The following is a 25,398-nucleotide window of genomic DNA, read 5'->3' on the forward strand; positions in this document are numbered from 1 at the left end:
CGGGCCGGTCCCGCCGCGGCCTCGTTGCGCACGGTGCGACGCGACGTCCAAACGCTGGCGTCACGCCGTCGCCGCCACCACCGGTCACCCACCGACACCTGCCTACCAGGCACGACCGAAACAGGCCTCACTGATCTCCCAGCCCACCCGGTACTGCGGCCCGCCACAAGCATCGCCCGAGACCGGGCACAGCTGTAGACCCCAGAAGCGCGTTGTCCCAGGTGATGCTTGACAGTCCGTCCCGGGTGACGGTTGACGCTTCACCTAGCTGCCCTGCCTTGACCCCCTAGGGTCGGGCGGATCTGCGACGAAGAACGTCACGTCATAAAGAGCGGTGAGGACCCTGCTGTCGAGGTCCGGACGCTCGGCGAGTTGGCAGACGAGCGCGACTCACGCGGGTTCCAGGTCTCCGAAGCGTCGAGCGACGTGCCCCAGGCAGAGCGATGCCGTGGCGACGAGCCGCAGGTCAGTGCTCTCGCGTGCGATCCGACGGCACCACCGCTCTACGAAGACACGATCGCCGTCGTGGAGCGCCAACCCCACCAACACCGCGTTGGGCTCAAGCGCGTGGAGCCTGTGTGCCAGAGCAGCCCTAAGCGCCTCGTCCGCCAGGACGTGGGACACAACCGGCGGGTTCTCGTAAACGCCCACGCCACGAGGCTACGGCGGGGCAAAGCCCGCGGTGGGACGTGAGCGTCAAGCATCACCCGGGATCGGACAGCGGGCCACCTTCGTGCCACCTTCGTTGAGCAGCCATGATGCGCTGCCGAATTGCTCGTTTTGAGATCAAGCAGCGCCACGCGACGGCTGCGCGCGGCGCTGGAGCGCCGTGCTCGCCGGCCCGTCACGCCGACCGGGCCAATCGCTCGACCGGATTCGGATCTGCACTACCCTGACACTCGTCGACGAACGACACGTCAGCTCAACGGGGTGCACGAAGATGTCGGTCTCAGCGGAACGTTCAGCGCCGGAAGCGAACTGGGGAGAAGGGAGTAGGAAGGCCCTCCTTATTTCTGCCGGACAGTACAGCGAACCTCGCCTCGGCCTCCTGGACGCCCCAGAGACTGACTCGCGCGAACTGGCCGAGGTCTTGGGAAATCAAGCCATCGGAGGATTCAATGTCACTCGACTTCACGACCCTACATCACAACAGGTAAGGGAGGAGATCGAAGCGCTCCTACTTTCCGCAGGGCGCCGGGATCTGGTTCTGATCTATTTCAGCTGCCATGGCATCACCTCCCCTCTTCCGCATCGCAGATTGTTCTTCGCCATGCCGGACACTAAGCTCGACTCACTCCGCTCCACATCGATCCCGGCTTCATTTTTGTACGAAATCATGCGCGAATCCCGCGCAGCACGCCAAATCTTGATACTAGACTGCTGTCATAGCGGCGCATTTAAGCGTGAGCTAATAAAATCGACAACGGAAGCTCCCGTCATTGATAGCTTTCGGGAGCTCGGAAAACACTCGTCTGGAATTGCCGTTATCACCGCGTCGCAATCCCTTCAGTATGCACTTCAGGACGAGCCAGCCGAGGGCGCCCGGCGATCAGTCTTCACGAAAGAAATCATCCATGGCCTAACAACCGGTGATGCAGACCTTGATGCTGACGGTCTAATCTCGACTGAAGACCTCTTTGATTACGCTCGCGGAAGAATGATCGGCCACTATCAGGAACCAGAGATGTCACTACTGGGTGCGAGAGGAAAAATATATCTTGCGCGCGCAAGATGGCCGGCCGATAAATTCATTCCAATTTCTTCTGTTGACGCCCTGCGCGACGACGATCCGCTGTGGCGGGTGACGGCTATTGCCGGTCTTCGATTCTCGATGGCCGGGCCAGATCAACGCGTCGCCGCAGCAGCGAGAAGGCGGCTGGAAGACCTGGCGAATGATATCGACGACAGGGTCGCCCGGGCAGCCAATTCGGCCATACGGGATGATCTCGAAATCGACCTCTCCGGATTCAGCCATGATCAGATCGCGAGTATAGGTACGAGAGCGATTGAGGAAAGTGCCAGCTTTGGCGAGAATACGCCAATGAAGGAAGTCGATTCCTCCGGATCGATCAAAAGTGGAGAGCAAACACGACTTGCGCGCGCCTTCTTGGAGGGAGTATTAGTCCGTAGCCACCTTTCCGCCGCGGCGATGGCCGCAGTAAATCTGACCCTCTACACCCTCGTGGATCGCGATATGGAGGCCTCTAAGCGCGCGGCCCGGTTTGCAATTGACTCACAGCTTGCCGGATTTGGCGCAGTCGCAGCCAGCAACGTCGCCAACTTCATGGTGCACCGAGGTGACAAACAAGGTGCATTGCGCTACTATCGCTGTTCTCTCAGGAGCGAATTGACTGCTTGCACGGCTTCATATCAGATGGCAAGAATCTTGCTTAAAGACGACGATTCACTCGGCGCCGCATCTGCCTTTGAATTCTGCATCGAGACTTGTACGAAAGAAGATGAAGAGCACCGTCAGCATCGGGCCAATTCTCGATTCAATTTGGCGACAATACTATTCCTCTACGGTGGCGACGATCGCCGCATCCAAAGTCTACTGCGTCAAGCCGTAGCCGAGGGCGACATGGAAACCGCTGGTCGTGCCGCGAGTCGTCTAAAAGAGCTCTTCCCTGAGAACGGCGTCGAACTCGACAGTGAGAGGAATAACGATGCTTAAAATCTGGACAGAGGTAATCGTCTTGAATGATGGGGACCTGGAAGAATACGAGATGTTGAGCTGGGGACTGAAGGAAGAACTACTCGGCCAAGGTGTGGACGACCTGGAATACGATTCCAATAGTGCGCCCGGCGGAAGCAAGGGCTTGGGAGATGCGGCACTGATCCTCGGCTGGGCTGTGTCGTCCGGCGCCTTGCGGGCATTCGTGCACATATTGGAATCGTGGCTCGCACGCCAACCGGCAGCCGGAATTAAAGTAGAGATTGGCGAAGATTGCCTGATAATCGATAAGGCAACGGGCGCGGATAAGAAAGCTATTCTCGACGATTGGGTCACCAGGCACAGTGGTTCGTAGAGCGCGTAGGGTTGTAAGATTGCCGCGCCGCTTTCGTTCCTCGGCGCTAGTGCGCCTGCGGTACGAGCCGGCTTGCCAACGAAGATCACCGGCCACCTCCGGACCGGAGGCAATCTGACAGCCAAGTTGACGCCGAACCGCCAGACGTCGGCGGACGTCCATGGACGCCAGCGGACATGATGCCCTAGGTAGACGGACGCCGCGGACGTCCATGGACCCATGAAAGATCCTTACCAAACTACGGACTAGATGCCCGGCTCGCGGTCGCCTCAGCGGTGGAGAGATCCGCCAGTCGTCGCAGCAAGAGGTTGGTTTGTTGCTCCATCAGACCCGCCCTCTCATGGCTCAGACTGTCGAGGTTGATGCCGTGAGCTGCGTCGTTCCGAAGACCGGCACACATCGTAAGATCCTTGACGTCCTGACCCTCGATCAGCTCTCGCTGTCGCAGCAAGGTGGCCAGGCTGTTGAGACCCGGCTTATCCGGCACGGTCACGGAATATGCTTCGGCCACTGCGCGGAGCGCGATCTCTAGGGCGGCGCCACACAGAACGACGGCCGCAGCAGGATGGGAATTCCGGTCCTCCATAAGTCGCCGCACCTGTCCCATGAGATCGGTGCTCACGGCACCGACCTCCGCCCACGCCCGAGAGCCCGCAATCTCTATGACACCGGCTTCAACTTGGTCTGCCCAGGCGCGCAGCAGGTCTCCTAGGGAACGCGCCCCCGTCTCCATGGATTGGCGATCACCGGTATTATCATAGACGCTTATGGCCCGCTTGGTCCAAAAGCTGTTTTCCCCTGCATATTGCCGGAAGAACTCCAGTGCGGCCACTGCCCGCGCCGCGATTCTCCATCTCGTTTGCGGCTTCTCCGCCAGCCAGTAGCCGCCATTCCCTCTCTCGTTTCCATGCCAGGTCATGTCCTTCTCAAGCTCATCGGCTTGTCTCCGGGCATACGCCAAGACGTCGTCGGCTTGTCTCAACCACCTCACCTCGATACAGAGTGTGCCATCCATGACCGCCCACGGTGGTACCCACCCGGATGAGGAGGTCGAGCCGCACTATCAAACTGCCACCCATGCAACCATGGTCTGCTCGGAGGATGCCTCGACGCTCCGCAAGCCGCGTTGGGCAATCGGCTGGACCGCGACCGCCGGGCACCGGGCCCGAAGTGGCGGGGTCCAGCCGTGGCACTGCACCCAGCCGTGTAGCCGAGCCGGCGAAAGCTCCTGGACGACGGTGGACGTCCGTGGACTCGGCACGCTGGCAGGCCGGACTCCATGGACGTCGACGGACGTCCATCGACGACTCGCTCCCCCTCTTAAACCGCTGGTCGACCCTCGACGCTCGTAGTCGCCTTCCGCTGATCCCCTGCCCACCGCTGTGGGACCTCGGTGGGTCAGCATCGATGGCGGTGGATGCCCTAGAGAGATCTTGGGATCGGGAGCGTGGCCCCGTTTTCCTTGCGCTGCTGCCAAGCACTACCCTCACGTCACCACAACATCATCATCGGCGCGAGGCAGCGCCATACGGGGGTATGAAGATGAGGCCTGGTTTCGGGTGCCTTGGATTAGTGATTGTGACCGTTGTCCTTGCCGGCTGTGGGGGCGGCGCCGGTTCTCCTGAGACGGCCGGCTCGACGCCGTCCCTCGTAACAAGTGCGCCGACCTCCGCACCCCCGTCTCGGACACCGACCGCAACGTGGACCTCCCGGCCTGGCCCCGGAACCCAGGTGGCGACCGACTGGGGATCGGTGACCTACTTCGGGCAGCGCCGACCCGCTGCCACGGGCCTGCCGGCGCACCAGCAGGCGGGGACCGAGTGGGTAGCCATCGACGTGCAAACCTGCCTCAACGCGAACCAGGCTGGCGGTCCGCTTCGGAACATCGCCTGGACCGTCACGGACGCCGGCAACGGGCAGACCGAACCATCCGAGGACACCTACAGCCAGTTCCCGGCTCCCCACTACCCCATTGCGGGCTACATCGATCCCGGCGCGTGCATCCGCGGATGGATCGTCTACCCGATCGTCATCGGACAGAACCTGACTGGCGTCCGGTACGCGCGCGACCCGTCACTGGCGCCCCTGGCCTCCTGGACGCCCTGACCCCAAGCCAGTCACGTCCGTGGAGCCCCCGGAAAATCCAGATCGAACTACGGAACAGAGGCCCGCGGCCGTCGCAGTGGCCCTGCAACGTCGGGAGATCTGACGGCAACCGTGACGGCAACGGGGGTGGACGTCAGCGGACGTCCGTGGACGCCGGCACCGCCGGACGCAGACGCGGCGGACGACTGTGGACAGGGGTGGAACCGCAGACCACACCTGAAAGGCGGAGGGTCGGCGGCTCGACCAGGCCAGGGCTGGGCCTTCCACCCGCTCGTGATCATGCTACGTAGCGACCGTAGCTCCGTTCGATGGCAGCCACGTTGGCAGCCAAGCCGGCGGACATCGGTGGACGAGCGTGGACGTCCATGGAATCCCGCGACCGCCCTGACCTGGGCCGGCGGATGTCGATGGACGTCTACAGACGAGTATCCAGAAATCTCATAATCTTCTCGCGGCCGCTGTGCCCGCCTCGTCACTGCGACCTTCTTTCAGCTACCCATGCTTGATGGGATGCTCTCTGCACATCGACAGTCGCCAACTGGTCAGGCAGCGCGTCGTCAAAGGTCCGCACCAAGTCCGGGCGACCGGGTACGCCAGGGCGCAGGACGTATACCTTCATGCCGCCGCCCATATCCCTCGCCATACCGCTGGGGTAGGTGTCGCGGCGAGACCCTTGGACCGCGACGAGCAGGTCGTCAGGTTCAAGCTGGCGGCGCAGCCTGGTAAGGGCCTCGAACGCGTCCGGCCCCGTAGCGGTGTACGGGCAGGTGTAATTGCCAAGGCGAGTGGCTAGCTCTACTCGATAGGTCGGCATCGGTCCGTCATGTCCATCCAACCACGCTCGCAGCCGAGTCTGCTCCAGCTGACCGGCGCGGATGACCGTGACGTCCCGATCCACCAGAAGCCGCGGGTAGTGATCTCCCATAAGCTCAATCCAACCAGGCAGCCCGACCGGTCACAGGCAGGACGGAGAGCCATCCGGGGAGCCACGCGCATGAACAGCCATCGGTGTGGACGTCCGTGGACGGCGCGCCCTCTCCCTTTATCCCTCCGGTCACGCCGCCCGGGCGTTCCGTCAGGAGGCGGGGATGCCTGTGACGCCGAGTTCGTGGCCGAGCGCGACCCAGTTGGTCGCGATCTTCTCCTGGACGTCGGCGAGGGTCATCTGGCCGGAGCAGACCGCGCGCTTGGCCGCGTTCTCGACGGGGTCCTTGTCGTTGTGCTCCCCTTTTTCGGGCCACAGGTTCGCGACCGCGGTCGGCGAGCCACCGATCTCCAAGGAGATCAGATGGTCGAGTTCGTAGCTGCCCATCGCGGTGCCGGCGTAAGCGCCGTAGGCGGCGATCGCCTCACTTTTGATCTTGTTGGTATAAGACGTCGGTGGGCGGATCGTCGCCGTCCACCCGGACTTGCAGATCGTCGAACCGATCGTGGCCTGAGTGACCGCCGGGTTCAGCGCGCCGGGTGTGCAGGTCGGGTCGGGCTCTTCGTTGTTGTCCCGCGCCTGGCAGTGCGCCGGATAGACCGTCGAGGTCGACGTCGAGACGACCAGCGGTCCGGCCTGGGCGGAGCTGGTGCCCGTGTCGGTCGGAGCGCTGCCGGTTCCGGCGGCGCTCGACCCATGCAGTGTGCAGCCAGCGAGAGCAAGGGTAAGCACGGCGGCGAGCACGAGCCGGCGCGGAGAGAGCATGGCGCCGAGTATGACGCGCGTACGGACATGTCGGTCTTGTCATCGCGCGCGACGCGCCGGGGTACGTCGGAACAGGACATTCACGGGCACAGCCGAGCCGGCCGACACCGCTGGACGGACACGGACCGTGGCGCAGGTCTGACCGGCCGGGGCCCAATCGCCGTGCGGCGAGAGCCCCTTCGAGGCAACCGGGCGCGGCCGTTGGGCTACCCGAACGGTGGTCGCCCTGGACGGGATCGAGGTCGACGAGGCCACCTGGTGGGCACTGGGGATGCGGCTCGATTGACTGAGCACTGCGCGGTCGCGAGTTTCGGCCAGGCAGCCGAGGCTTCCGGAGCCTCGTGATCACTCGGAGCTGGCGAACGCCGAGGAGGTCCATGGCCGCTCTCGCCCGCGGATCGGGCATCGGAGCTGACAGCCAAGTTGACAGCCGAGCCGGCGGACGCGAGCGGACGCCAGTGGACATCGGCGGACGGAACGCCCGAGGTCAGCGGACACGGTGGACGTCGACGGACACCCCTGGAAGATCCAGATGAAAGTACAGATCAGAAGGTTCGACCCGTCCGGGCACTGTCGCTGAGCCGGCTGTCAAAGGCCCGGCTCCGGACCGAGGTCGGCCGGCGGGCTCGGGTAGCGACCTGGTGGTGTCGCGTCGAGCAGGTGCGCCTGTGCCGAACCGCTGGCGGGCGGGGGCGGGGGCCGGTGCTCGGCAGCCGGGCTGCCGAGGAGGGTTGGGGTGTGGAGGCTGGCGAGCGCGGCGAGGGTCGCGCGGGATTCGGTTCCGGTCAGGTGTAGCCGGTTCGCATGTGGGCTCAGCATGTTCCATAGGTCCCGGTCAGGGTGGCGTAGCGCCCGTTCGAACAGGTCGGTGTCACAGGCAAGTACGCCGTGGTGGGGGTCGAGCAGCCGGACATCCCGGCTGCGCCGGGCCGGATCCAGCGCGCGCAGGGTCGGGTGCTGGTCGACGACAGGCGCGACGAGGTCGATCGTCGGGTCGGTGAGGTGCGCGGTCCGGGCGGGCAGCGGCTGCGGTCCGGGCAGCCCGGCGCACGTCTTCAGCAACCTCCGAGACAGGCGTACGGCGTCGCCGTAGGCGTCCAAGAGCTCGCTGTCCCGGTCGGTCGGCGGTCCGAAGCGGTGGCCGGGTGTGGCGGTCAGCAGCAGCCCGGCGGCCTGGAGGCGGTGGACTGCCGCGTGGCTCGCGGCGGCAAGGTCGGGCAGCACCAATGCGGCGCGGCGTGCCGCGAGCAGCGCGGTGTACTGGTCGGCGTCGGCGGGCGTCGTGAGGTCGGCGATCTGGCGGCGGGCCTGGTCGACGAGCTCGACGGTGCGCAGGCCCTCGAAGCCCAGCAAGCGCCGCGTGCCCAGCAGGTGGCGGACCTCCTTCCAGGCGGCCATCGCGGCGTGGGCGCTGTCCGCGACGCGGCCGTAGGCAGCGTGGGAGGTGCTGTGGTGGGCGAGAACGGCGGCGTTCTCGCCGGCGGCCGCGCCGATGGCCACGGCGAGGTCCGCCATCGCGTAGAGCGCGGCTCGCGCGGGCCGGGTGGGTGGCTGGGCGAGGGTGTGCGCGGTCAGCCGTAGCCGTTCCAGGGTCTGCTCGAACGCAGTGCCCGTGGAGTCGTGCAGTGGGCTGATCTCGTTGAGTGCGGCGAGGTGGTGGTGGGAGTCGTCGTGGCGCGCGCCGAGCTGCGCCGCCGTCGCCCGTGCCGGGGCGAGCCGATCCAGGGCCTGGGCGATGCGCAGCGCCACCGGTGGGCCAGCGCTGTCGGGCCGGGCGGCCGGAGTGGTGGGGTCTGCCGCCAGGAGTAGATACCCCCGCAGATAGGCCGCACGCCGGACCGCGGTCCCGATGACGACCGCGACCAGCGCTCCAAGCCGATGGGCAGCCGCGGTGATCACCTCGGGGCGGGCCAGAGTGGCCGCGTCCGGGCTACGTGGTTCACCGGCTGGTCCGACGTGCAGCGCGAGCAGGTCGTGCGCGAGCCCTAGTGTCCTGGTGGCTTCCCGCCAGGCCGAGTCGGGTTGGCCCTCGCCGATCGGTAGCAGGTCGGCGGCGGCCAGCACCGCTTGGTCCAGGCGCGCGGCGAGTCGCAGCGCCGGGTTGTCGTCCGCGCCCGCGCGTCCGAGGAAGCGGGCGTGCCGGCCAGCCAGCGCCGCCAACCCGATCAGCCCGAGCGCGTCGCGCAGCGCCTCATCAGCCTGGATAGGTGGCGGCCGGGCGGCGGCGCCGGCGATCTGTTGTGCGGCTGTGTCCAGCAGTTGGCCGTAGTTGGGCGCCTCAGTCATCGCCGGCGAGGGCCTTGAGGGCCTCGCGGATGCGGTCCTGTGCCCGCAGCACCCTGGCCGGGTCCGATGCTGTGGGCAGCGCGGCACCCAACATCGCGTACGCCGTGTCCAGGACTGCGCGCACCTCTCCGCGGGCTACGGGGCTGTCGTCCGCGCTGGCCAGCGGCGTGGGGAGCCCAAGCCACGCCAGCTCTGCCTGCCGCAGTTCGTCGCCGGCAGCGAGGGCCTGGACCCCGGCCCACGTCGCCCGGCCCACCGACGCGAGCGGCTCGAACAACGTCCCGGCAGCCGCTACCTCCAGCAGCAGCGACGCGGTCTCCAGCGACGGCTCCCCCGCGGACAGAGCCATGACCACGCCGCGCCACTCGACCGGGCTCGGCCCACGCGCCGGGCCTGGTGCCGACCGCGGGTCGGTGTCAGCCGCGGGCCGGCCTGTGTCCCTGCCACGTTCCATCCGGGGCTACCTCACCTGTGGTTGATGTCGGCCCTCGCGACGTCCAGCCTGCCGGTTCCCGGCGAGGCCAAGGACAGTCTGTGGATAACCCTGCACGTGTCGGGCCTCGCGACGGCCCTCGTGCACGCGAGTGAGCCCGCTCTGGCCGAGGGCCTCGGTGAGGGCCACCATGAGGACCCGGATCAGGCGCGAGGTCGCCCGCGAGGGCCGTGGTGAGGACCCGATGTCGCCACCCGGACCGTCAGGGATCAAGGTCCAGGGCGGGGCCGGCTGCCCGGCCATCCGGCAGCCCCGGTTCAGGAGGCGTGGTCGCACCGTCAGGCCGCGCGGACGACGGTGGACCGGCCGCCGCAAGCTGATCGGGGGCGTGCTTAGCGACCAACGCGGCCAGGATGATCACATGTTCGTCGCCGAACAGCGTCACCCTGCGGGCGTGTGACCGCAGTATCGCGGCCAACTCGCCGCCCGGATGGCGCAGCGCCTGCTCGAACCTGGCGGCCTCACACGTCACCACCCCACCACGGGGATCCCGCACACTGACCTTCCCCGACCGGGGTCCACGAGCGAGGTCCGGTGGCGGCTGCGGAGTCGCAACAACCAGCGGCGTCGACCGATCGGCCAGGTAGGCGGCGCGGCCCGCCAGCGGCTGCGGTCCGGGTAGCGCGGCGCACGCGGCGACCAGGTCACGCGAGACCCGCTCGGCCCGCTGGTAGGCCCGGACCAGCTCCGCCCCGCTGCGCACGATGCGGCTCTGTGGCCTTGCCGACGGGGCCGGCCTCAGCTGGGACTCCGCGAGCAGCAGCTGGCAGGCGGCCTGACTGCTCGCGGCGAGCTCCGGCAATACGAGAACAGCCCGGCGCGCCGTCACCAGGGCCGCCCGCCGGTCCACAACGCCGGAATCCCGCGCCGCCGCAGCCCCAGCCGTCTCGACCTGCCGACGCACCTGCCCGGCCATCGCCGCCGCGGCCCGGCCGTCCAAACCCAGCGACCGCAGCGAGCCCAGCCGTTGATGCACCGCCTGCCAGGCCGCCACAACCTCCGGCGCCCGCGCTGCCACGGCGGCGTACGCGCTGCCGGCCTCGCCGCGGCTACGCATCCGCGCCCAGCCCGCCAGGCCGCCGGTCCATTCCCCGACCGCCACCGCCAGGCCCGCGAACTCGACCAGCGCTGCCTGATGTGCCCGCGCCGGCGGACGAGTCAGCTCGTGCGCGGCCAGCCGCAGCTGCTCCAACGTGTGATCGAACGGATGCGTGACCCGATCCCCATACAGCGGCCGGACATCGTCCAAAACCCGCGGCAGGTCTCCCCTGCCGCACTCCTCCACGATCAGATCCACCATCGGACGCAAACCCGCGACCACATCCAACGCCCGTGCAGTACCCAACGTGACCGCTGGATCGTCGGATGCGAGCAGCTCGGTGGGCCGCCCGTCCACTGACGGCCGGGCGCGGTCCATCAGGTGCCGACGCAGTAGTCCAGCCCGCTCCGCCGCGCTGTCCGCGACCAGCCCCACCAGCGACGCAAGCGGAACAGTCGCCGCCGCGACCGCGCCACGATGCGCGAACGCCGCCGCGTCCGGCCCCTGCGGCTGCCCCTCAGGACCCAGCTGCGACGCCAGCAGATCATGACCCAGCCCCAGCAGATCGATCGCCGCCCGCCACGCCCCGCCAGGCTCAACCGGCCCCGACGGCAACCCGCCACGCGCTGCCTCAACTACCCCCTCGATCTGCCAGGCCAGTTCCAACGCCGGATTCCCAGGCCCCGCTGCCTGCCCGAGGAACCGCGCATGCCGACCCACCAACGCGACCAGACCCACCAGCTCAGCGGCGTCCCAGGAGGCCCCGTCACCCGGCGCAGGCAGCGGCCCGACAGCCGCCACCGCCGCCGCCCGCCGCGCCTCGGCGACCAGACCGCCATAGGTCAGCGGCTGCGCCATCACTCCAGCTCCGCCAACGCCCTCCGCGCAGCGATCACAGCCTGCGCCACCGCCACCGGATCGGGCGCCGCCGCGACCTGGCCGCGCAGTTCCGCCACCGCGGCCCGCAGCACGACCCGAATCTCTTCCCAGCTAAGTGGGCCACGGTCGTCTGCCATCCGCACTGGCGCCGACGTCGCGGCCTCATTCACCCCGGCGAATTCAAGCTCCCCAATCGCCCCTGTGATCTCCGTGCGCGCGCGCAAGGCCCGCGACTCCTCCACCAACGGAGACGCGAGAAGCCCAGCCAGTGCGTGATACAGCAACGCCAACCCGATCTCCACGTTTCGGGGCCCCTCGGCCGGCAGCGATCCCGCGGCCCCACGCCACCAACCGACGTCCAAACGCCCAGGGAGATCGGCATCGGTGGTTGTCTCGAAGTCCATCTCGTCCCGATCCATCCAGCACCTCCAGTAGGCCGCCCCCGCAACATCAGCCCCAGTCCAACATCACGAACCCGAAGCGCACCAGGCCCCGAGACCCAGCTGTGGAAAACTCTCCGCCGCACCATCCTCGGGAAGGCCATCGCCAGAACACCGCGAACCGCATGGGAACACGCAAACGCCGAGGCCGAACACGAGGACTCATTGCACGCCGCGACCGCACGCAAGGGTCAGCACGATGGCCACCCGTAGGAACGACACCCACACACCCCGGCGTGACCGATCAGTCCCCGATTCACCGACCACCGGCACCAACTGACGATTCCTGGCCCTCCACCATCGCATTCCACCATCGCACCGCTGCGCACGGTGGCACGCGAGGACGACGTGAATGCCCACGATGACGTCGGCGGCAATCATTTTCGCACGATGCCCTTTGCGAGGGCCTTCACGGTGTCATTGGCGGTGACCCTGATTCGAATCGTGCTTCGGCATGAGTGCGATTACCCCTGACCACGGAAACGGTGCCCGCAGACCGAGGCGGCCCACCCAGGCGACCCGGGAGCCAGGCCGAGCCGACCAGCGGGTCCTGCTGACCCTCGACCAGGTCCTCGTCGAGCTGGGTGGCCCGGACGATCCGTTGCCACGGTCGACCTGGCACGACTGGCAGGTCAAGGGCACCGGACCGAAGGTCATCAAGCTGCCCAACGGCCAGGTCCGGGTCGCCCGCGACGACCTGAACGCCTGGCTGGAGAGCCTGACCCACGACCCGTCGACCCGATGAGCCCTCGCCAGAGCGCCGTGAGCCCCGACGACGAGAACCGGCGTACGACGTTCGACGTCCGCGTCTGGTCCGTCAAGAAGATCGCGCTCAAGAAGGGTGGCTTCAGCTGGCAGACCCGCTGGCAGGTCGCAGGCAGGCCGCGGGCGAACACCCGCACCTTCGCGTCGAAGGCGGCCGCCGCGTCCCGTCATGCGGAGATCCTCACCGCGGTGCGCAAGGGCCAGGCGTTCGACGTCGAGACGGGTCTCCCCTTGTCCGAGTGGCTCGCCATCCCACGATCGGTCTCGGCGCCAGCGCCAGGGCCGGCGCCGGGACGGACCTGGCTCGCGGTGGCGCGGGACTACGTCGACGCGAAGTGGGCGGAACACCAGGCCCCGGGCACCAGGCGCACCATCGCCACGGTCCTGGGAGCGGTCACCCCAGCTCTGTTCGACGAACGACCACCGAATGCGCTCACCGATCTGGTCCACGAGGCATTGGTGGGCTGGGTCTTCCTGACCGGAGAACGGTCAACCTTGGCTCCGGGCGGACGACGGGTCGAAAACGAGCCGCCCGACACTTGGGCAGCGGTGCTCACCTGGATGGAGGCACACAGCAGGCCCATCGCCGACCTCGCAGACCCCGATGTCGCGCGTGCGGCACTCGTGGCGCTCTCCCACCGCCGTGACGGGAAGCAGGCCGCAGCGAACACGATCAGCTCGCGACGCATGTACTTCGGCCAGGTCCTGAACTTCGCCGTCGCCCGGGGCGACCTCGCGTCCAACCCGCTGCAGGGTGCGCAGTGGACACCCCCACGCCGAGTTGTGGTCGTCGACCGGCGCGCCGTCGTCGACCACCGGCGGGCACTGCGACTGCTCGCCGCCGTCGCCGACGAGCGGCCTGACCTCGAAGCGTTCTTCGCCTGCATCTACTACGCGGCGACCCGACCCGGCGAGACGAACGAGCTGAACATCAACCAGCTACAGCTCCCAGAGACCGGTTGGGGAGAAGCCGCGCTCGAAGGCAACAATCCCGAGGTCTCGCCGCGCTGGTCGGACGAGCCAGACAAGCCCCGGCAGGCCCGCCAGCTCAAACACCGCGAGCAGGGCGAGGTCCGGCCAGTACCGCTACACCCTGACCTGGTCGCCCTCCTGCGCCGGCACATCGAGGAGTTCGGAATCGCCCCCGACGGCCGGATCTTCCGGTCGACAACCGGCGGCCCGATCAGGATGTCGACCTACCTGACCGTCTGGCGCAGAGCGCGCGAGCGGGCGCTGACACCCGCGGAGGCGGCCTCGCCGCTCGCGCGCCGGCCCTACGACCTGCGGCACGCAGCGGTGTCCCGCTGGCTGAACGCCGGCGTGCCGCCCACACAGGTCGCCGAGTGGGCCGGGCACAGCGTGCGCGTGCTGCTCACCGTGTACGCCAAGTGCATCGTCGGCGAGGAACAACGCGCGCTCCGGCTCATCGACGCCTCCTTCGCCACCGAGCAGGAACCCGACGAGTCCCCTGCCACGCCGGCACCCACACAGAGCGTGAGCGCCGCAGAAATCCACGGAAAATCCACAGACACCCGGATGCGACCGGACGCAGCCGGACAAAACCGGATACCCAGCGTCACCGATCCCAGCCCGGCCGCCGACCTCGCAGACGACTCCTGGGGCCTCTGACCAGCGTAAACAGCGGCCTGATCAGCCCTTCAACAGCTGACGCGACATGACTACCCTCTGTATCTGGTTCGTGCCCTCGTAGATCTGGGTGATCTTGGCGTCGCGCATCATGCGTTCGACGGGGAAGTCGCGGGTGTAGCCGGCGCCGCCGAACAGCTGGACCGCGTCTGTGGTCACAGACATCGCGACGTCGGAGGCGTAGCACTTCGCGGCGGCCGTGACGAAGCCCAGATCCGGCTCGCCGCGCTCCGCGCGAGCGGCGGCGACATAGACGAGGTGACGGGCGGCCTCGATCTTCATCGCCATGTCGGCGAGCATGAACTGTACGGCCTGGTTGTCGGCGATCCGCCGGCCGAACTGCTTGCGCTCCTTCGTGTAGGCGATCGACGCCTCCAGCGCCCCCTGCGCGATACCGACCGCCTGCGCGCCGATCGTCGGCCGGGTGTGGTCAAGGGTGCGCAACGCGGTCCGCAGTCCGCTGCCGGGAGCGCCGATGATGCGGTCGCCCGGGATGCGGCAGTCGGAGAAGTGGATCTCGCGGGTCGGCGAGCCCTTGATGCCGAGCTTGCGCTCCTTGGAGCCGATCTCGAAGCCCGGGTCGTCCTTGTGCACGACGAAGGCGGAGACACCGTCGACCTTGCGGGCGGCGTCCGGCTCGGTCACCGCCATGACCGTGTACCAGGTCGAGACGCCGGCGTTGGTGATCCAGGTCTTGGTGCCGTTGAGAACCCAGTCAGACCCGTCCCGGCTGGCCCGCGCCCGCATCGACGCCGTGTCCGAGCCGGCCTCCCGCTCGGACAGGGCGTAGGAGGCCATCGCCTCGCCGGCCGCGATCGACGGCAGCACGAGCTTCTTCAGCTCCTCGGACCCGGCGAGCAGGATCGGCATCGTGCCGAGCTTGTTCACCGCCGGGATCAACGAGCTCGACGCGCAGCCGCGGGCGACCTCCTCGATCACGATGCACGTCGCGACCGAGTCGGCGCCCTCGCCGCCGTACTCGGTGGGGACGTGTACGGCGGCGAACCCGGCCCGGTTCAGCGCGTCGAGCGCCTCCTGGGGGAACCGCTCGTTCTCGTCGACGTCGGCCGCGTGCGGGACGATCTCGGCCTCGACGAGATCACGGACCGCCGCGCGCAGCGCGTCGTGCTCCTCGGGAAGCCGGTACAGATCGAAACCGGAGTCCACCTTGCGCCTTCTTCCTACCTTGCTGGTGGGGATGGCTGGCTGGTCGGGATGGCTGGTCCTCGGCCTGGCTAGCCGCGGTAGTCGTGGAACCCACGACCACCCTTCTTCCCGACCAGTCCAGCGTCCACCATCCGGGCGAGCAGCGGCGGCGACGAGTACAGCGGCTCCTTGAACTCGTCGTACATCGACTCGGCGACCGCCTTCACCGTGTCGAGGCCGATCAGGTCGCACAGCGCCAGCGGGCCCATCGGGTGGCTGCAGCCCAGCACCATGCCGTTGTCGATGTCCGCGGCCGAGGCGAAGCCGGACTCGAACATCCGGATCGCGGACAGCAGGTACGGGATGAGCAGCGCGTTCACGATGAAGCCGGCGCGGTCCTGCGACGTGATGACCTGCTTGCCGAGCGGGCCGGTGACGAACGTCCGCGCGGTCTCGATCGTCGACTCGCTGGTCAGCAGCGACGGCACCAGCTCGACGAGCGGCAGCACCGGAACGGGGTTGAAGAAGTGGATCCCGACGACCTGCTCGGGCCGGCTGGTCGCCATGCCCAGCTTCATGATCGGGATGGAGGACGTGTTGGACGCGAAGATCGCCGCCGGGTCCGCGACCACCTTGTCGAGCGTCGCGAAGATCTCGGTCTTGAGCTGCTCGTTCTCGGCGATCGCCTCGACCACGAGCTGCCGGTCGCCGAAGTCGCCCAGGTCCGTGGTGAAGGCGATCCGGCCCAGCGCCGCGTCCCGTTCCTCGGCGGAGAGCTTCCCGCGCGTGACGCCACGCTCCAGCGAGCTGGCGAGCCGGGCCCGCCCTGCGTCGGCGGCGCGCGCGTCGACCTCGCGTACCAGCACGTCCAGGCCGGCGCGGGCGGCGACCTCCACGATGCCGGAGCCCATCAGTCCGCAGCCGATGACGCCGAGCCGCTCGACCGTCGGCGCGGCGGCGCCCACCTGCTCGCCCATCACGAGTCCCCTCTCCGTATTGCCGCCCAGCTGCCGGGTGTCAGGGGGCGGTCCGACACGCCATCTTTTCCTGGTACGAACCGAACTGTAGGACGTCCAGCTAAATGGGCTGGACGTCACGAGATCGGATTAGTACCGAGTGCAAATTGGCGCTCGTCCACCCTAGACCGCGAACCGCTACGAAGGCCGCGTGATCCGGTGCGAGCGATCCCACCGCCGGCCGAGCGTGGTGCCCGGGAAGGCTGGCCGGACGCGTCAGGCGCCGTCGGAGGCGGTGAGCGCTGCGGCGAGGCCATCGATGGCCCGGGCCTGTTCGAGGTCGAGCACGGTGATCCCACCGGCGTCGTGGGTGCTGAGCGCGAACGTGACCCGTCGCCACCGGATGTCGATGTCCGGATGGTGATCCATCTCCTCGGCCACCGCGGCGACCCGCCGGACGAGCTCGATGCCGGCGAGGAAGCTCGGCGCCGTCACGGTGCGCCGGATCGCGCCGTCAGCGAGGGCCCAGGCGGGCAGCCCCCGCAGTCCCTCGGTGATCTCGTCCGTGGACAGCGGCGTCGGGCGTGCCATGCGGACTCCTCGGGGGTGACCGGACGGTTGCCGCCCACGCCGGACGGCCCCGCCCAGCCTAGTGCGGCGACCGCAGGGAGCCCGCCCGTTCGCGTGACCGCTGGCCGGCGTCAGCGCCGCCCGGTACCGCACACAGCCCGCGGCTATTTGACGCAGCCGGCGGCGGCCGACACGGGCGCCTGGGTGTAGTACGGCACCGTGGCGCCCGGCGTCCGGGCGGCGGCGGTCGGTGTGGCGATGACCGAGGTGTCACCGCTGACCAGGTCCTCGCCGACGACCAGGGTGAGCATTCCGCCGGTGGCCGTCGCGGTGGCCGAGGAACCGGCTGGCGACGTCGTCGGGACTCCCCCGGAACCGGCGGCGGCCTCGGTGTTCGGGACCAGCCGGGCCCCGGGGATGTCGGCGAGCAGCCGGCTGGCCGCGGCGGCCTGGCTCTGCGGGTAGAGCACCTCGGTGCTGGCGATCTGGCGCGAGGCGTTGGTGCCGACGCGGACCACCTGGTAGCCGGCGGCGCGCAGCTTGGCCGCCACCTTGTTGGCGGTGCCGCCGGTCGGGCTGCCGTTGAGCACGGTCACCCGGATCTGGCTCGGCGCGACGGTCGGGCTCGGCGCCACGGACGGCGTCGGCGATCCCGCGGCGGGCGCCGCGTCGTCACCGTTGATGATCTGCTGGACGAACGCGCGGACCATGGCCGGGTCGTAGAGGGCGTAGTAGACCGGGGCGGACTGCGCGCCGGACAGCGGGATCGTGGTGAAGTGCACCTGCCCAGCGTCCATCGCGTGCAGCCGCTCGGCGAGGGTCCTCAGGTCGGTCAGGCTCGTGCCGGAGTCGACCGTGATCGCGCCGGTGACGGCGTTCAGGAACCCGGCGAGCTTCCCCGGGTCGGTGAGCAGGTTCCCGCTGTTGACCTTCCGGAAGACCGCCGCGAGGAACGCCTGCTGACGCTGGATCCGGGAGTAGTCGCCGTTGACGAAACCGTGGCGCTGCCGCACGAACGCCAACGCGTTGTCGCCCTCGAGGACATTGGCGCCCACCTGCCCACGGAACCCGGACATCGGGTCGTTGAGGTTGGTCGACGTCTTCCCGTCCTCGGCGACGTATTCCTTGAACGGGTCCTTGACCATGCAGACCTCGACGCCGCCGAGCACGTCGCTCATCTGCTTGAAGCCGCTGAAATCGATCTCGGCGAAATGGTCGATGCGCACGTTGGTGACGTTTTCCAGGGTCCGCAGCAACAGCGCCGGGCCACCGAGGTTGAACGCCGAATTGATCTTGTCGGTGCGCGCGGAGTGGTGCTTGCCGGCAGAGTCGGTGAACGCCGGGATGGTCACCTTGAGGTCACGCGGGACCGAGACCAGGGTCGTCGAGCCGTTGGACCCGAGATAGCCAATCATCATCGTGTCCGAGCGGGCGCCGCCGACCTCGGCCGAGTCCGCGCCGGTGCGCACGTCCGAGCCGACCAGCAGCCAGGTCTCCCGCCCATGCGGGATCGCGGGCGGGCGGGTCCCCTCCACCCGTCCGGCGCTCAGGTCGGTGCGGCTCAGCTGCGTCTCGTAGTACTTCGTGGCGCCATAGCCGAGCCCGATAACGAGGAACAACGCGCACGACACGATCGCGGCGAGGCCGACGACCAGCGCCCTGACGAGGCCACGCGGCCGTCGAGGCGGCCCGCCGTCCTCCTCGGGCCGCGGGCTCAGTTCCGGGGGCAGCGTCCCGCCGCCGTCGAGCACGATCACGGCCGTCGGCGCCTCGCTGGCCGGGAGGGCCGCCGGCTCCGCGGCGCCGACGCCCTCGGCCGCCGCGCCGGTGGGGCGGCCACCGTCACGCGGCCTGGGGAGTGCCGTGGTGGCGGGCGCGTCCACCGGCTGGTCCGCCCCGGCGGGCGGCGGTGCTGAGACGGCCGGCGCGGGCGCGGGCTCGGGATCGCCAGCCAGCTGAGCGAGGCGAGCGCGCGGCGACATCCGACCGATCCCCGCCGGGTCACCACGATGGGCGACGCCGAGGGGCGCGGCCCGGCGCCTGACGGCCCCCGAGTCGCCTGACCCGCGGGTGTCTGTCCTGCCCGGGACACGGCCGTTTGCCGGCTCACGGTCCCGCGCGGGCGCGGGCTCCTGAGCGGCGGCCACGCGCTCCCGGGCGGCCACGGGCTCCTGGGCGGCGTCGGCGGTCGGCTCAGCGGCGGCCGGCTCCGTCGGCTGATCGCCGGAGAGCACCTCTGGACCGCTCACACGGACGACCTCTCGACCGACTGACGGGTACCGGGCGGGACCAGGCTCGCGGCCCGGCTGCCCGGGATCTCTACCCGACAATTGTTAAGAACTTCGACCCTACCCACCGCTTTTTACGGCCGGCTCACCGCCGGTCGCCGCGCCATGGTGACGGCCGTCTCAGTCCGCACGTCAGCGGCCCGCCGCCGAGCGACCGGTGGCGCCGGCGGCGGCCGGTCAGGCGGTCGGCTGGGCGTCCTGGTCCGGCACGATCTGGGCCGCGTCCCAGAACTGCTCGAAGTGGTTGCGGTGCTCCGAGACCATGTCGTCGCGAAGGACCAGCTGGGTGCCCACGATCGTCGGCCGGCCGTCGCCGCGCGGGTCCATCCGCGAGATGGTGGCCACCTGGTAGCAGACCTCGTTGTCGAACAGGATGAAGTCCGTCACCGTGCTGGGCGGCACCGACGGCAGCAGGTCCGACGGCAGGACGCGGACCTCGACGCCGACCGCCGTGTGCTGCCGGCACACCGCCCGCAACGACGCGTCATCCGACGCGATCGAGCGGTTGAGCACGAAGATCCGCCGGATCCGCACGCCCCGCCCGACCGCGTCCTGCTGGGACTCCAGGTACCGCAGGCCCGGCTCGCTCTCCCAGAAGCCGTCCTCGTAGCCCTGCGTCCCGGCGTCGACGCTCGGGAGGCTGGTCGCGTCGATGGTGTCGCGCGCGGCCCTGGTCAGGCTGAGCAGCCACTCGTTCTCCTCGGCCGGGTAGGAGACGTGCCCGTTGCCGAGCTCCTTGAGCAGTCGGGACATCCGTCGGATCTCGCCGTGCGCGAAGTCGTAGCGCAGTCGCGCCTCGGGGCCGATCTGGACGGCGTTGCGGAAGAACTCGATCAGCTCCTCGCGGTTCGAGGTCTGCTCGAACAGGTCGACCACCTGGCTGACGCCAGTCATGCGCCGCTCGATCAGCGCCGTCATCCGGTCGCCGTGCTCGCGCAGCCCCCGCTCCACGCCCTCGATCCGCTGCTCGAAATCAATGAGGAACTGGACGACGAGCGCCACTCCGCCGAGAAACGCGGAAAGAGTGAGCTGCCAGATCAGCGGCTGGTCGGTGAGGTTGGTGATGAGAAACGCGACAAACCCGGTAGCCGCGGCCACGATCACCCGTCGGACCACGCTCTGCACTGCCGTAAACCGCGGTGGCGACCCCTCGGAACTCATAACCTATCTGTCTGTCCTTCCCATCCACGGCTGAGCAGACCGATCATCGAGAGTGCCAGCTGGTCCCTGATCTGGTCGACCAGGCTCGTCCACTGCCGGCTGAATCCGGGATGGCGGTCGAGGCCGGCCCAGACCGGCGCCAGCTCCTCGGCCACATGGGCCCCGGGCATCCACAGCGGCAGCAGATGCGTCACCACCGGGCGCGACCGGCGTATCAGCTCCTCCCCCGACGTTCCGCCCGCCCGAGCACCGTCGACGACGCGGCCGACGGTGGTAAGCAGCCAGTCGTGCAGCGCCACGTCCTCACACAGCCGGACCGCTGGCGCCGGGTCACGACCCGACACGGTGAGCGAAATAGTACGCAACGCATCATCGTGAATCGCGAATATCGCGGAATCCGCCCGAATAGGGCCATCCTGGTCATCGACGCGGATCGCGAAGCGCAGCCGGGTACGCTGCGCGCGCAGTCCGAGACCCCGGTCGAGCGCCGGATGGCCCTGGACCTGGTCAAGGACCGCCGCCGCCGCGCCGCCGAGGTCGAGCTCCGCGCCGCCGGCGGGCACCGGTTCGGGCCGCAGGAAGCCGGTGGCGAGATCGTCCGGGGCGGCCTTGGCTGACGCGTACACGACACCGGGAGTGGCCAGAAAGTCTGACCAGGGCGGCCGGAAGTCCCAGTCCCGGGTGGCGACCGCGGTCCAGGCGCTGGCCTGGAGCACCCGCCCGCCGAGGACGGCCGCGCCGGCCAGCACCGTGCCGACGGTCTCGACCCGGCGGCGCTGACCGGAGGCCAGCAGGCAGTGCACTCCGGTGACCAGATCGGGCGAGCGGGCGTACGCGATCGGCCGGGTGGCGAGCCGGACCCGGCCCGCCGGCTTCAGCCGCAGCACCTCCTGCGCCGTCGACCCGGTGATCGGCACCGAGTTGCGCAACACCGTGGTGCGGACCTCACCGAGCAGCAGCCAGGGCCGGCCGGGCTCCGGCGCCGCGAGCCGCCCCGGCGTCGGCGTGGCGCCCCGGGCGACCGGAACGGCGCCCTGAGCGGGCGACTGACCGGCCCGCGGCATCAGGAACCCAGGAAGACGTACGAAAGCCGGTCCGGTACGGCCCTAGGCAACGGCGTCCCTTCCTGGCCGGCGCGCGTCAGCGCCTGCTCGGCGACCACGGGGTCGGTGGCGACCTGGGCGAGGATCGTGCGCACCGCATGCTCGACCGGGAAGAACCGGGAGTCCAGCACGGACATCGCCCGGTACGCGCAGAACGGCGCGACCCGGTCGGCCAGCTGGATCACCGGTGGCAGCTCGGCCCAGCGGGTCGGCAACGCGTCGACGTCCATCCGGACCGGGTTCACGGCGCTGCGCCCCGCGACCCGCAGCAGCCCGAGCCGCAGCAGCTGCCAGACCCCGGCCAGCATCGGGCAGGACCACACCCGTGCGTCTCGCGGCACGTCCCACAGCTCGACGTCGACGAACACCGAGTGCCGGCGGGCCGCGTTCTCCCGCGGCGGGGCCCAGCGCGTCTCGCCGGCCATCGCGGCGGCCGGGCGGGCGCCGTCGGCGCCGGGCGTCCGCTCACCGTTGGACAGCCAGCCGATCTGCGCGGGCGTGGGGCGCACGCCGGTGGCGCCGAACGGTGGATCGGCCACCAGTGCCGCCTCGACCAGCGCGGCCAGCGAGATCTCACCGTCGTCATCGGCCGGGAACGAACCGGCGCCGCCGGCGGTCGGCCGGGATGTGGGGGCGGCCGGGCGCGGCGCGGTGGCGCAGGCCGACTCGCGGGCGATGTAGTCGACCCGGAGCCCGGCGCCGGCCGCGGCGGTGACCAGCTGGCCGATCACGTCGGCTGGGGAGCCCGGCGCGCTGAAGTAGTCGTCGATGAGCAGGCAGGTGCTCACCCGCAGGCGGGACTGCGGCACCCGGGCCACCGCGGCCAGCCGTGGGGGGTCGACCCAGGGCGCGATCCGCGCGAAATGCGCCCCGAGATCGGCGTCCGGCGCGGTCAGGTCCTCCATGTAGAGGTGGCCGAGCTCGACCGACAGGTGCGCCAGCGGCACGGCCTCGACCCGCGGCTCGGCGCTCGTCTCGTGAAACACGGTGTCCACGCCGCCCGACACGACTCCGTCCGGCGCGTGCTCGCTCAGAGCCCGCTCCAGAACACGTCGTCGACCAGACGTCGGGCGACCTGGTCGAACGCCCGGGTGGTCTCGGCGTTGGCGACCCCGGCGAGGTGCACGTCGTTGTCGGTGATCAGCTGTTCGCGCCACTGCAGCAGCGGGTCGAGCGGCACCTCGGCGAGCAGCGCGGTCCGCCCCACTCCGAGCTTCGCGGCGAGCTCCTGCAGGTCACGGTTGCAGTCCTGCAGCCAGGCCGCCTGGGTCGGGCGCAGGCCGGCGAGCTGGGCCGAGCCGGGGTCGAGCACGGCCGTGCGCACGAACCGCATCGCGTCCTCCAGCTCGACCCGGTCGTGGCCGCAGCGCTTGCCGACGTCGAGCAGCCCGTTCTCCTCGAAGGCGAGCCCCGCGGCGGCGATGATGTGCTGGCGGGTCCAGCGGTGGAACAGCAGCCAGCGGGCCCGGACGGCGGCGAGCGCGTCACTGGCGGTGGCCGCCAGCGACATCTCCGCCGCGTAGGACCGCCCGGCGCTCAGGTCGACGAAGATGACGTCGAACTCGTCGTCGAGCCGGAGGAACAGCCGCCGGCACTGGTCGGCCAGGCCGTTGCTCGCGGGGAACTCCCCGCCGCCCTTGTCTCCCGGCACGAGCACGAGCCGGCCGGACGAGAGTGGGTGGCGGCGCAGCTCGCGACGGTCCGACCGAGACCAGATGTCGATCTGCTCGGGCTCGCTGGCCTGCCCGGCGAAGTAGGAGTGGAGGCCGGCACCGGACGCCGTGCCATGGCTGGCCATCTCGATACCGAAGATCGCGCCCGACGTCGGCGAGCCGAAGTCGAAGTCGAGGTAGCAGACGTTGTGGCCACGCAGCGCGAGGCGATAGGCGACGTTGCAGCCGGTGACCGACCGACCGGTGCCGCCCTTGTCCGAGACCGCGAACACGAGCACGCGTCAGCCGCTCCTGGTGACTCGGCGCCGGGCGACGACCAGGCGGTCGATCTCCAGGAGGACCTGGTTCAGGATCGCGATGGCGGTGCCCGGCCGGTTCGTGCTCAGCTCCTTGGCCCGGTCCAGCTGGTCACCGATCAGTTCCAGCTCGTTGAGCATCGCCTGCCCGGCCGTCATCGAGCCGAAGAGCAGCTCCTGGTTGTAGAGGTGGTCGGCCTCGTTGAGCAGGTCCTGGCAGTCGGAGACCAGGCCGGGCCCGCGCAGCGGCTCCGCCTCGACCGCGCCGGCGGACACGCACAGACACTCGGCGACCCGCTCGGTCAGGTACCAGGACGGCAGCTCGTGATGGCTCTCCACCCCCGAGAACGCCTGAGCCGGGTCGTCCCAGAGCCCGGAACCGGGACCACCGGCGATGCGGCGGACCGCCAGGTGGTCCCAGACGTCGTCGGACAGGTCGAGCAGCCGGTTGCGCAGGTCGGTGCCGCGGGCGACGGTGGCCAGCCTCGTCGAGCGCTTGAGCAGCGCGGTCGAGAAGTCCGTCACCGGCCAGACGACCTGCGGGCCGAACTCCTCGGCGCCGTACAGGTTGAGCTCGACGCCGGCGACGTGCAGGTCGATCGCGGAGTCGTCGGCGACCGCGCGCCGGGTGACGCGGCCACGGCCGGCGAGCTCGCGCAGGATCTCCCCGACGCGGCTGAGCTCGGAGTCGACGGCCCGGCGGCGGATCAGCTCCGAGGAGACGACGGAGGACACCAGGACCGAGTAGTAGTCGGACTCACGGCCGTCGGTGGTGCGCCACGGGATGTCCTCCAGCGGCCAGCGGCCGGCGCCGAACATGGCGACCGTGCCCCAGTAGCGCTGGGTCAGCTCCCACCGCAGCTGTAGCAGCCGCGCGATGCGTTGCTGCTCGTCGTTGAGCAGGTTGAGGATCTGGGTCCGCGCCGAGAAGAGGTCCTCGAGGCCGTCGAGAGCGGTCACGGTGAAGTACAGGAACGGACGGTCCTCGGCGACGCCGTCCGGCTGCGAGATCGAGGGGCGCAGCGTCTCCAGGACGTCGACGGCCGGCGAGCCGGCGATCACGCCCCAGGACCAGCCGCACTCGAACAGCAGGTTGTCGTTGTCGAGCACCTCACCGCGGCCCGAGCCGACGTTGAGGTCGCGCAGGCCGGCTCGTACCTGCCGCAGCGCGTTGCGCAGGTCTCGCTCCAGCTCGGACTGCGGCACCCCGGCCTGGTTCGCGGTCCGGACGAGCGCCTCGCCCTGTTCCGAGCCCGCCGGGAAGGCCTGGATGGAGAAGCTGCGCATCAGGCCGACCATCGCCGCGGTCAGCCGCAGGCTCGCCGCCTCCTCCACGGACCGCAGCTCGTCGAGCAGCCGGCCGCGCCGGACGGTGGCGCGGAAGCCGCGGACGAAACCGATCGCCGCGAGCATCAGGGTGATCGACATGGAGAACGAGTCGACCACGTCCAGCGAGCGCTGATGCGCGGTCAGCGCCTCGGCGGAGTTACGGGACCGGAAGTAGCTGCCTCCGGCGAAGGTGGGGGTCCCGTCCGGATTGGTGTACCGCTCCAGGTACTCGCCCAGCCTGCGGACCAGCATCTTCGGGATCTCGACCGAGTCGCCGAGCGTGGTTAACGCCTCCAGCACGTCCGACGCCGTGTGGTCCGGCTGGTCAAGCCGGAAACCGTCGACGATGGACGCCGGATACATCAGGCAGAGCAACTGCTCGGCATCGCTGATGGAGTTCTCCGCGTCTCGGCCGCCCCATTGCCACTTGGGTGCCTCATAGGAGTACTCAGCAGCCGATTTCCACAGCTCCAGCAGGCGCTGCCGCGGTTCGACCCGCACT

Annotated in this window: 22 protein-coding genes; 6 read left to right on the forward strand and 16 right to left on the reverse strand. The window is 69.3% G+C overall.

What is annotated here, in order from left to right; all coding sequences use genetic code 11:
• Nucleotides 1-390: 390 nt before the first annotated feature.
• The gene (locus tag I6A60_RS19070) at nt 391-651 is read right to left on the reverse strand and encodes a hypothetical protein (protein WP_203014769.1); all 261 of its coding nucleotides are present in this window, start codon (nt 649-651) and stop codon (nt 391-393) included.
• A gap of 289 nt (nt 652-940) precedes the next feature.
• Here I6A60_RS19070 and I6A60_RS19075 point away from each other — a divergent pair, with 289 nt between their 5' ends.
• Nucleotides 941-2,674, forward strand: a complete 1,734-nt coding sequence (locus tag I6A60_RS19075; RefSeq protein WP_203014770.1) for a caspase family protein — start codon at nt 941-943, stop codon at nt 2,672-2,674.
• Nucleotides 2,667-3,029 (forward strand): hypothetical protein, encoded by a 363-nt coding sequence (locus I6A60_RS19080; protein WP_203014771.1) that lies wholly within the window; start codon nt 2,667-2,669, stop codon nt 3,027-3,029. Before I6A60_RS19075 ends, I6A60_RS19080 begins: the two co-directional genes overlap by 8 nt.
• Nucleotides 3,030-3,267: 238 nt before the next feature.
• On the opposite strand, the gene I6A60_RS19085 is transcribed toward I6A60_RS19080, so the two are convergent.
• A complete protein-coding gene (locus I6A60_RS19085) occupies nt 3,268-4,044 on the reverse strand; it encodes a hypothetical protein (RefSeq protein ID WP_203014773.1) in 777 nt (258 codons plus the stop codon).
• 716 nt (nt 4,045-4,760) lie between these two features.
• Here I6A60_RS19085 and I6A60_RS19090 point away from each other — a divergent pair.
• Nucleotides 4,761-5,135 carry a hypothetical protein gene (locus I6A60_RS19090; RefSeq protein ID WP_203014775.1) on the forward strand — a complete coding sequence of 125 codons (375 nt, stop codon included), beginning with the start codon at nt 4,761-4,763 and terminating at the stop codon, nt 5,133-5,135.
• 1,075 nt (nt 5,136-6,210) lie between these two features.
• On the opposite strand, the gene I6A60_RS19095 is transcribed toward I6A60_RS19090, so the two are convergent.
• The 3 genes from I6A60_RS19095 to I6A60_RS19105 form a co-directional block, all read right to left on the reverse strand.
• Nucleotides 6,211-6,825 (reverse strand): hypothetical protein, encoded by a 615-nt coding sequence (locus I6A60_RS19095; protein ID WP_203014776.1) that lies wholly within the window; start codon nt 6,823-6,825, stop codon nt 6,211-6,213.
• Between the two features lie 588 nt (nt 6,826-7,413).
• Nucleotides 7,414-9,111: a hypothetical protein gene (locus tag I6A60_RS19100; protein WP_203014777.1), complete on the reverse strand. Its 1,698-nt coding sequence runs from the start codon at nt 9,109-9,111 to the stop codon at nt 7,414-7,416.
• Nucleotides 9,104-9,460, reverse strand: a complete 357-nt coding sequence (locus I6A60_RS19105; protein WP_203014778.1) for a hypothetical protein — start codon at nt 9,458-9,460, stop codon at nt 9,104-9,106. Before I6A60_RS19105 ends, I6A60_RS19100 begins: the two co-directional genes overlap by 8 nt.
• 129 nt (nt 9,461-9,589) lie before the next feature.
• On the opposite strand from I6A60_RS19105, the gene I6A60_RS19110 reads away from it, so the two are divergent.
• Entirely contained in the window at nt 9,590-9,781 is a 192-nt protein-coding gene (locus tag I6A60_RS19110; protein WP_203014779.1) for a hypothetical protein, read from the forward strand.
• A gap of 25 nt (nt 9,782-9,806) precedes the next feature.
• Here the strand turns inward: I6A60_RS19110 and I6A60_RS19115 are convergent, their stop codons facing one another.
• Nucleotides 9,807-11,501, reverse strand: a complete 1,695-nt coding sequence (locus tag I6A60_RS19115) for a hypothetical protein (protein ID WP_203014780.1) — start codon at nt 11,499-11,501, stop codon at nt 9,807-9,809.
• Entirely contained in the window at nt 11,501-11,941 is a 441-nt protein-coding gene (locus tag I6A60_RS43125; RefSeq protein ID WP_203014781.1) for a hypothetical protein, read from the reverse strand. Before I6A60_RS43125 ends, I6A60_RS19115 begins: the two co-directional genes overlap by 1 nt.
• 475 nt (nt 11,942-12,416) lie before the next feature.
• On the opposite strand from I6A60_RS43125, the gene I6A60_RS19125 reads away from it, so the two are divergent.
• Both I6A60_RS19125 and I6A60_RS19130 read left to right on the forward strand, forming a co-directional pair.
• Nucleotides 12,417-12,707: an AlpA family transcriptional regulator gene (locus tag I6A60_RS19125; protein ID WP_203014782.1), complete on the forward strand. Its 291-nt coding sequence runs from the start codon at nt 12,417-12,419 to the stop codon at nt 12,705-12,707.
• Nucleotides 12,704-14,356 carry a tyrosine-type recombinase/integrase gene (locus tag I6A60_RS19130; protein ID WP_203014783.1) on the forward strand — a complete coding sequence of 551 codons (1,653 nt, stop codon included), beginning with the start codon at nt 12,704-12,706 and terminating at the stop codon, nt 14,354-14,356. Before I6A60_RS19125 ends, I6A60_RS19130 begins: the two co-directional genes overlap by 4 nt.
• 21 nt (nt 14,357-14,377) lie before the next feature.
• On the opposite strand, the gene I6A60_RS19135 is transcribed toward I6A60_RS19130, so the two are convergent.
• The 9 genes from I6A60_RS19135 to I6A60_RS19175 form a co-directional block, all read right to left on the reverse strand.
• Complete coding sequence (locus I6A60_RS19135; RefSeq protein WP_203014785.1) at nt 14,378-15,541, reverse strand: acyl-CoA dehydrogenase family protein; 1,164 nt, start codon at nt 15,539-15,541, stop codon at nt 14,378-14,380.
• Nucleotides 15,542-15,609: 68 nt separating this feature from the next.
• Nucleotides 15,610-16,497: a 3-hydroxybutyryl-CoA dehydrogenase gene (locus I6A60_RS19140; RefSeq protein ID WP_203014787.1), complete on the reverse strand. Its 888-nt coding sequence runs from the start codon at nt 16,495-16,497 to the stop codon at nt 15,610-15,612.
• 255 nt (nt 16,498-16,752) lie between these two features.
• On the reverse strand, nt 16,753-17,067 hold the full coding sequence (locus I6A60_RS19145) for a 4a-hydroxytetrahydrobiopterin dehydratase (protein WP_203014789.1): 315 nt from the start codon (nt 17,065-17,067) through the stop codon (nt 16,753-16,755).
• A gap of 143 nt (nt 17,068-17,210) precedes the next feature.
• Nucleotides 17,211-19,295 carry an LCP family protein gene (locus tag I6A60_RS41790; protein WP_203055660.1) on the reverse strand — a complete coding sequence of 695 codons (2,085 nt, stop codon included), beginning with the start codon at nt 19,293-19,295 and terminating at the stop codon, nt 17,211-17,213.
• A 216-nt stretch (nt 19,296-19,511) separates the two neighbouring features.
• Nucleotides 19,512-20,459 carry a DUF6879 family protein gene (locus I6A60_RS19155; protein WP_203042432.1) on the reverse strand — a complete coding sequence of 316 codons (948 nt, stop codon included), beginning with the start codon at nt 20,457-20,459 and terminating at the stop codon, nt 19,512-19,514.
• A gap of 32 nt (nt 20,460-20,491) precedes the next feature.
• Nucleotides 20,492-21,559, reverse strand: coding sequence for an SCO2521 family protein (locus tag I6A60_RS19160; RefSeq protein WP_203014795.1), 1,068 nt, complete (start codon nt 21,557-21,559; stop codon nt 20,492-20,494).
• Nucleotides 21,559-22,593, reverse strand: coding sequence for an SCO2522 family protein (locus I6A60_RS19165; RefSeq protein ID WP_307873752.1), 1,035 nt, complete (start codon nt 22,591-22,593; stop codon nt 21,559-21,561). Before I6A60_RS19165 ends, I6A60_RS19160 begins: the two co-directional genes overlap by 1 nt.
• A gap of 35 nt (nt 22,594-22,628) precedes the next feature.
• On the reverse strand, nt 22,629-23,549 hold the full coding sequence (locus I6A60_RS19170; RefSeq protein WP_203014799.1) for an SCO2523 family variant P-loop protein: 921 nt from the start codon (nt 23,547-23,549) through the stop codon (nt 22,629-22,631).
• Between the two features lie 3 nt (nt 23,550-23,552).
• Entirely contained in the window at nt 23,553-25,397 is a 1,845-nt protein-coding gene (locus tag I6A60_RS19175; RefSeq protein ID WP_203014800.1) for an SCO2524 family protein, read from the reverse strand.
• Nucleotide 25,398 lies beyond the last annotated feature (1 nt).

The organism is Frankia sp. AgB1.9 (assembly GCF_016786355.1).
Classification (GTDB): Bacteria; Actinomycetota; Actinomycetes; order Frankiales; family Frankiaceae; genus Pseudofrankia.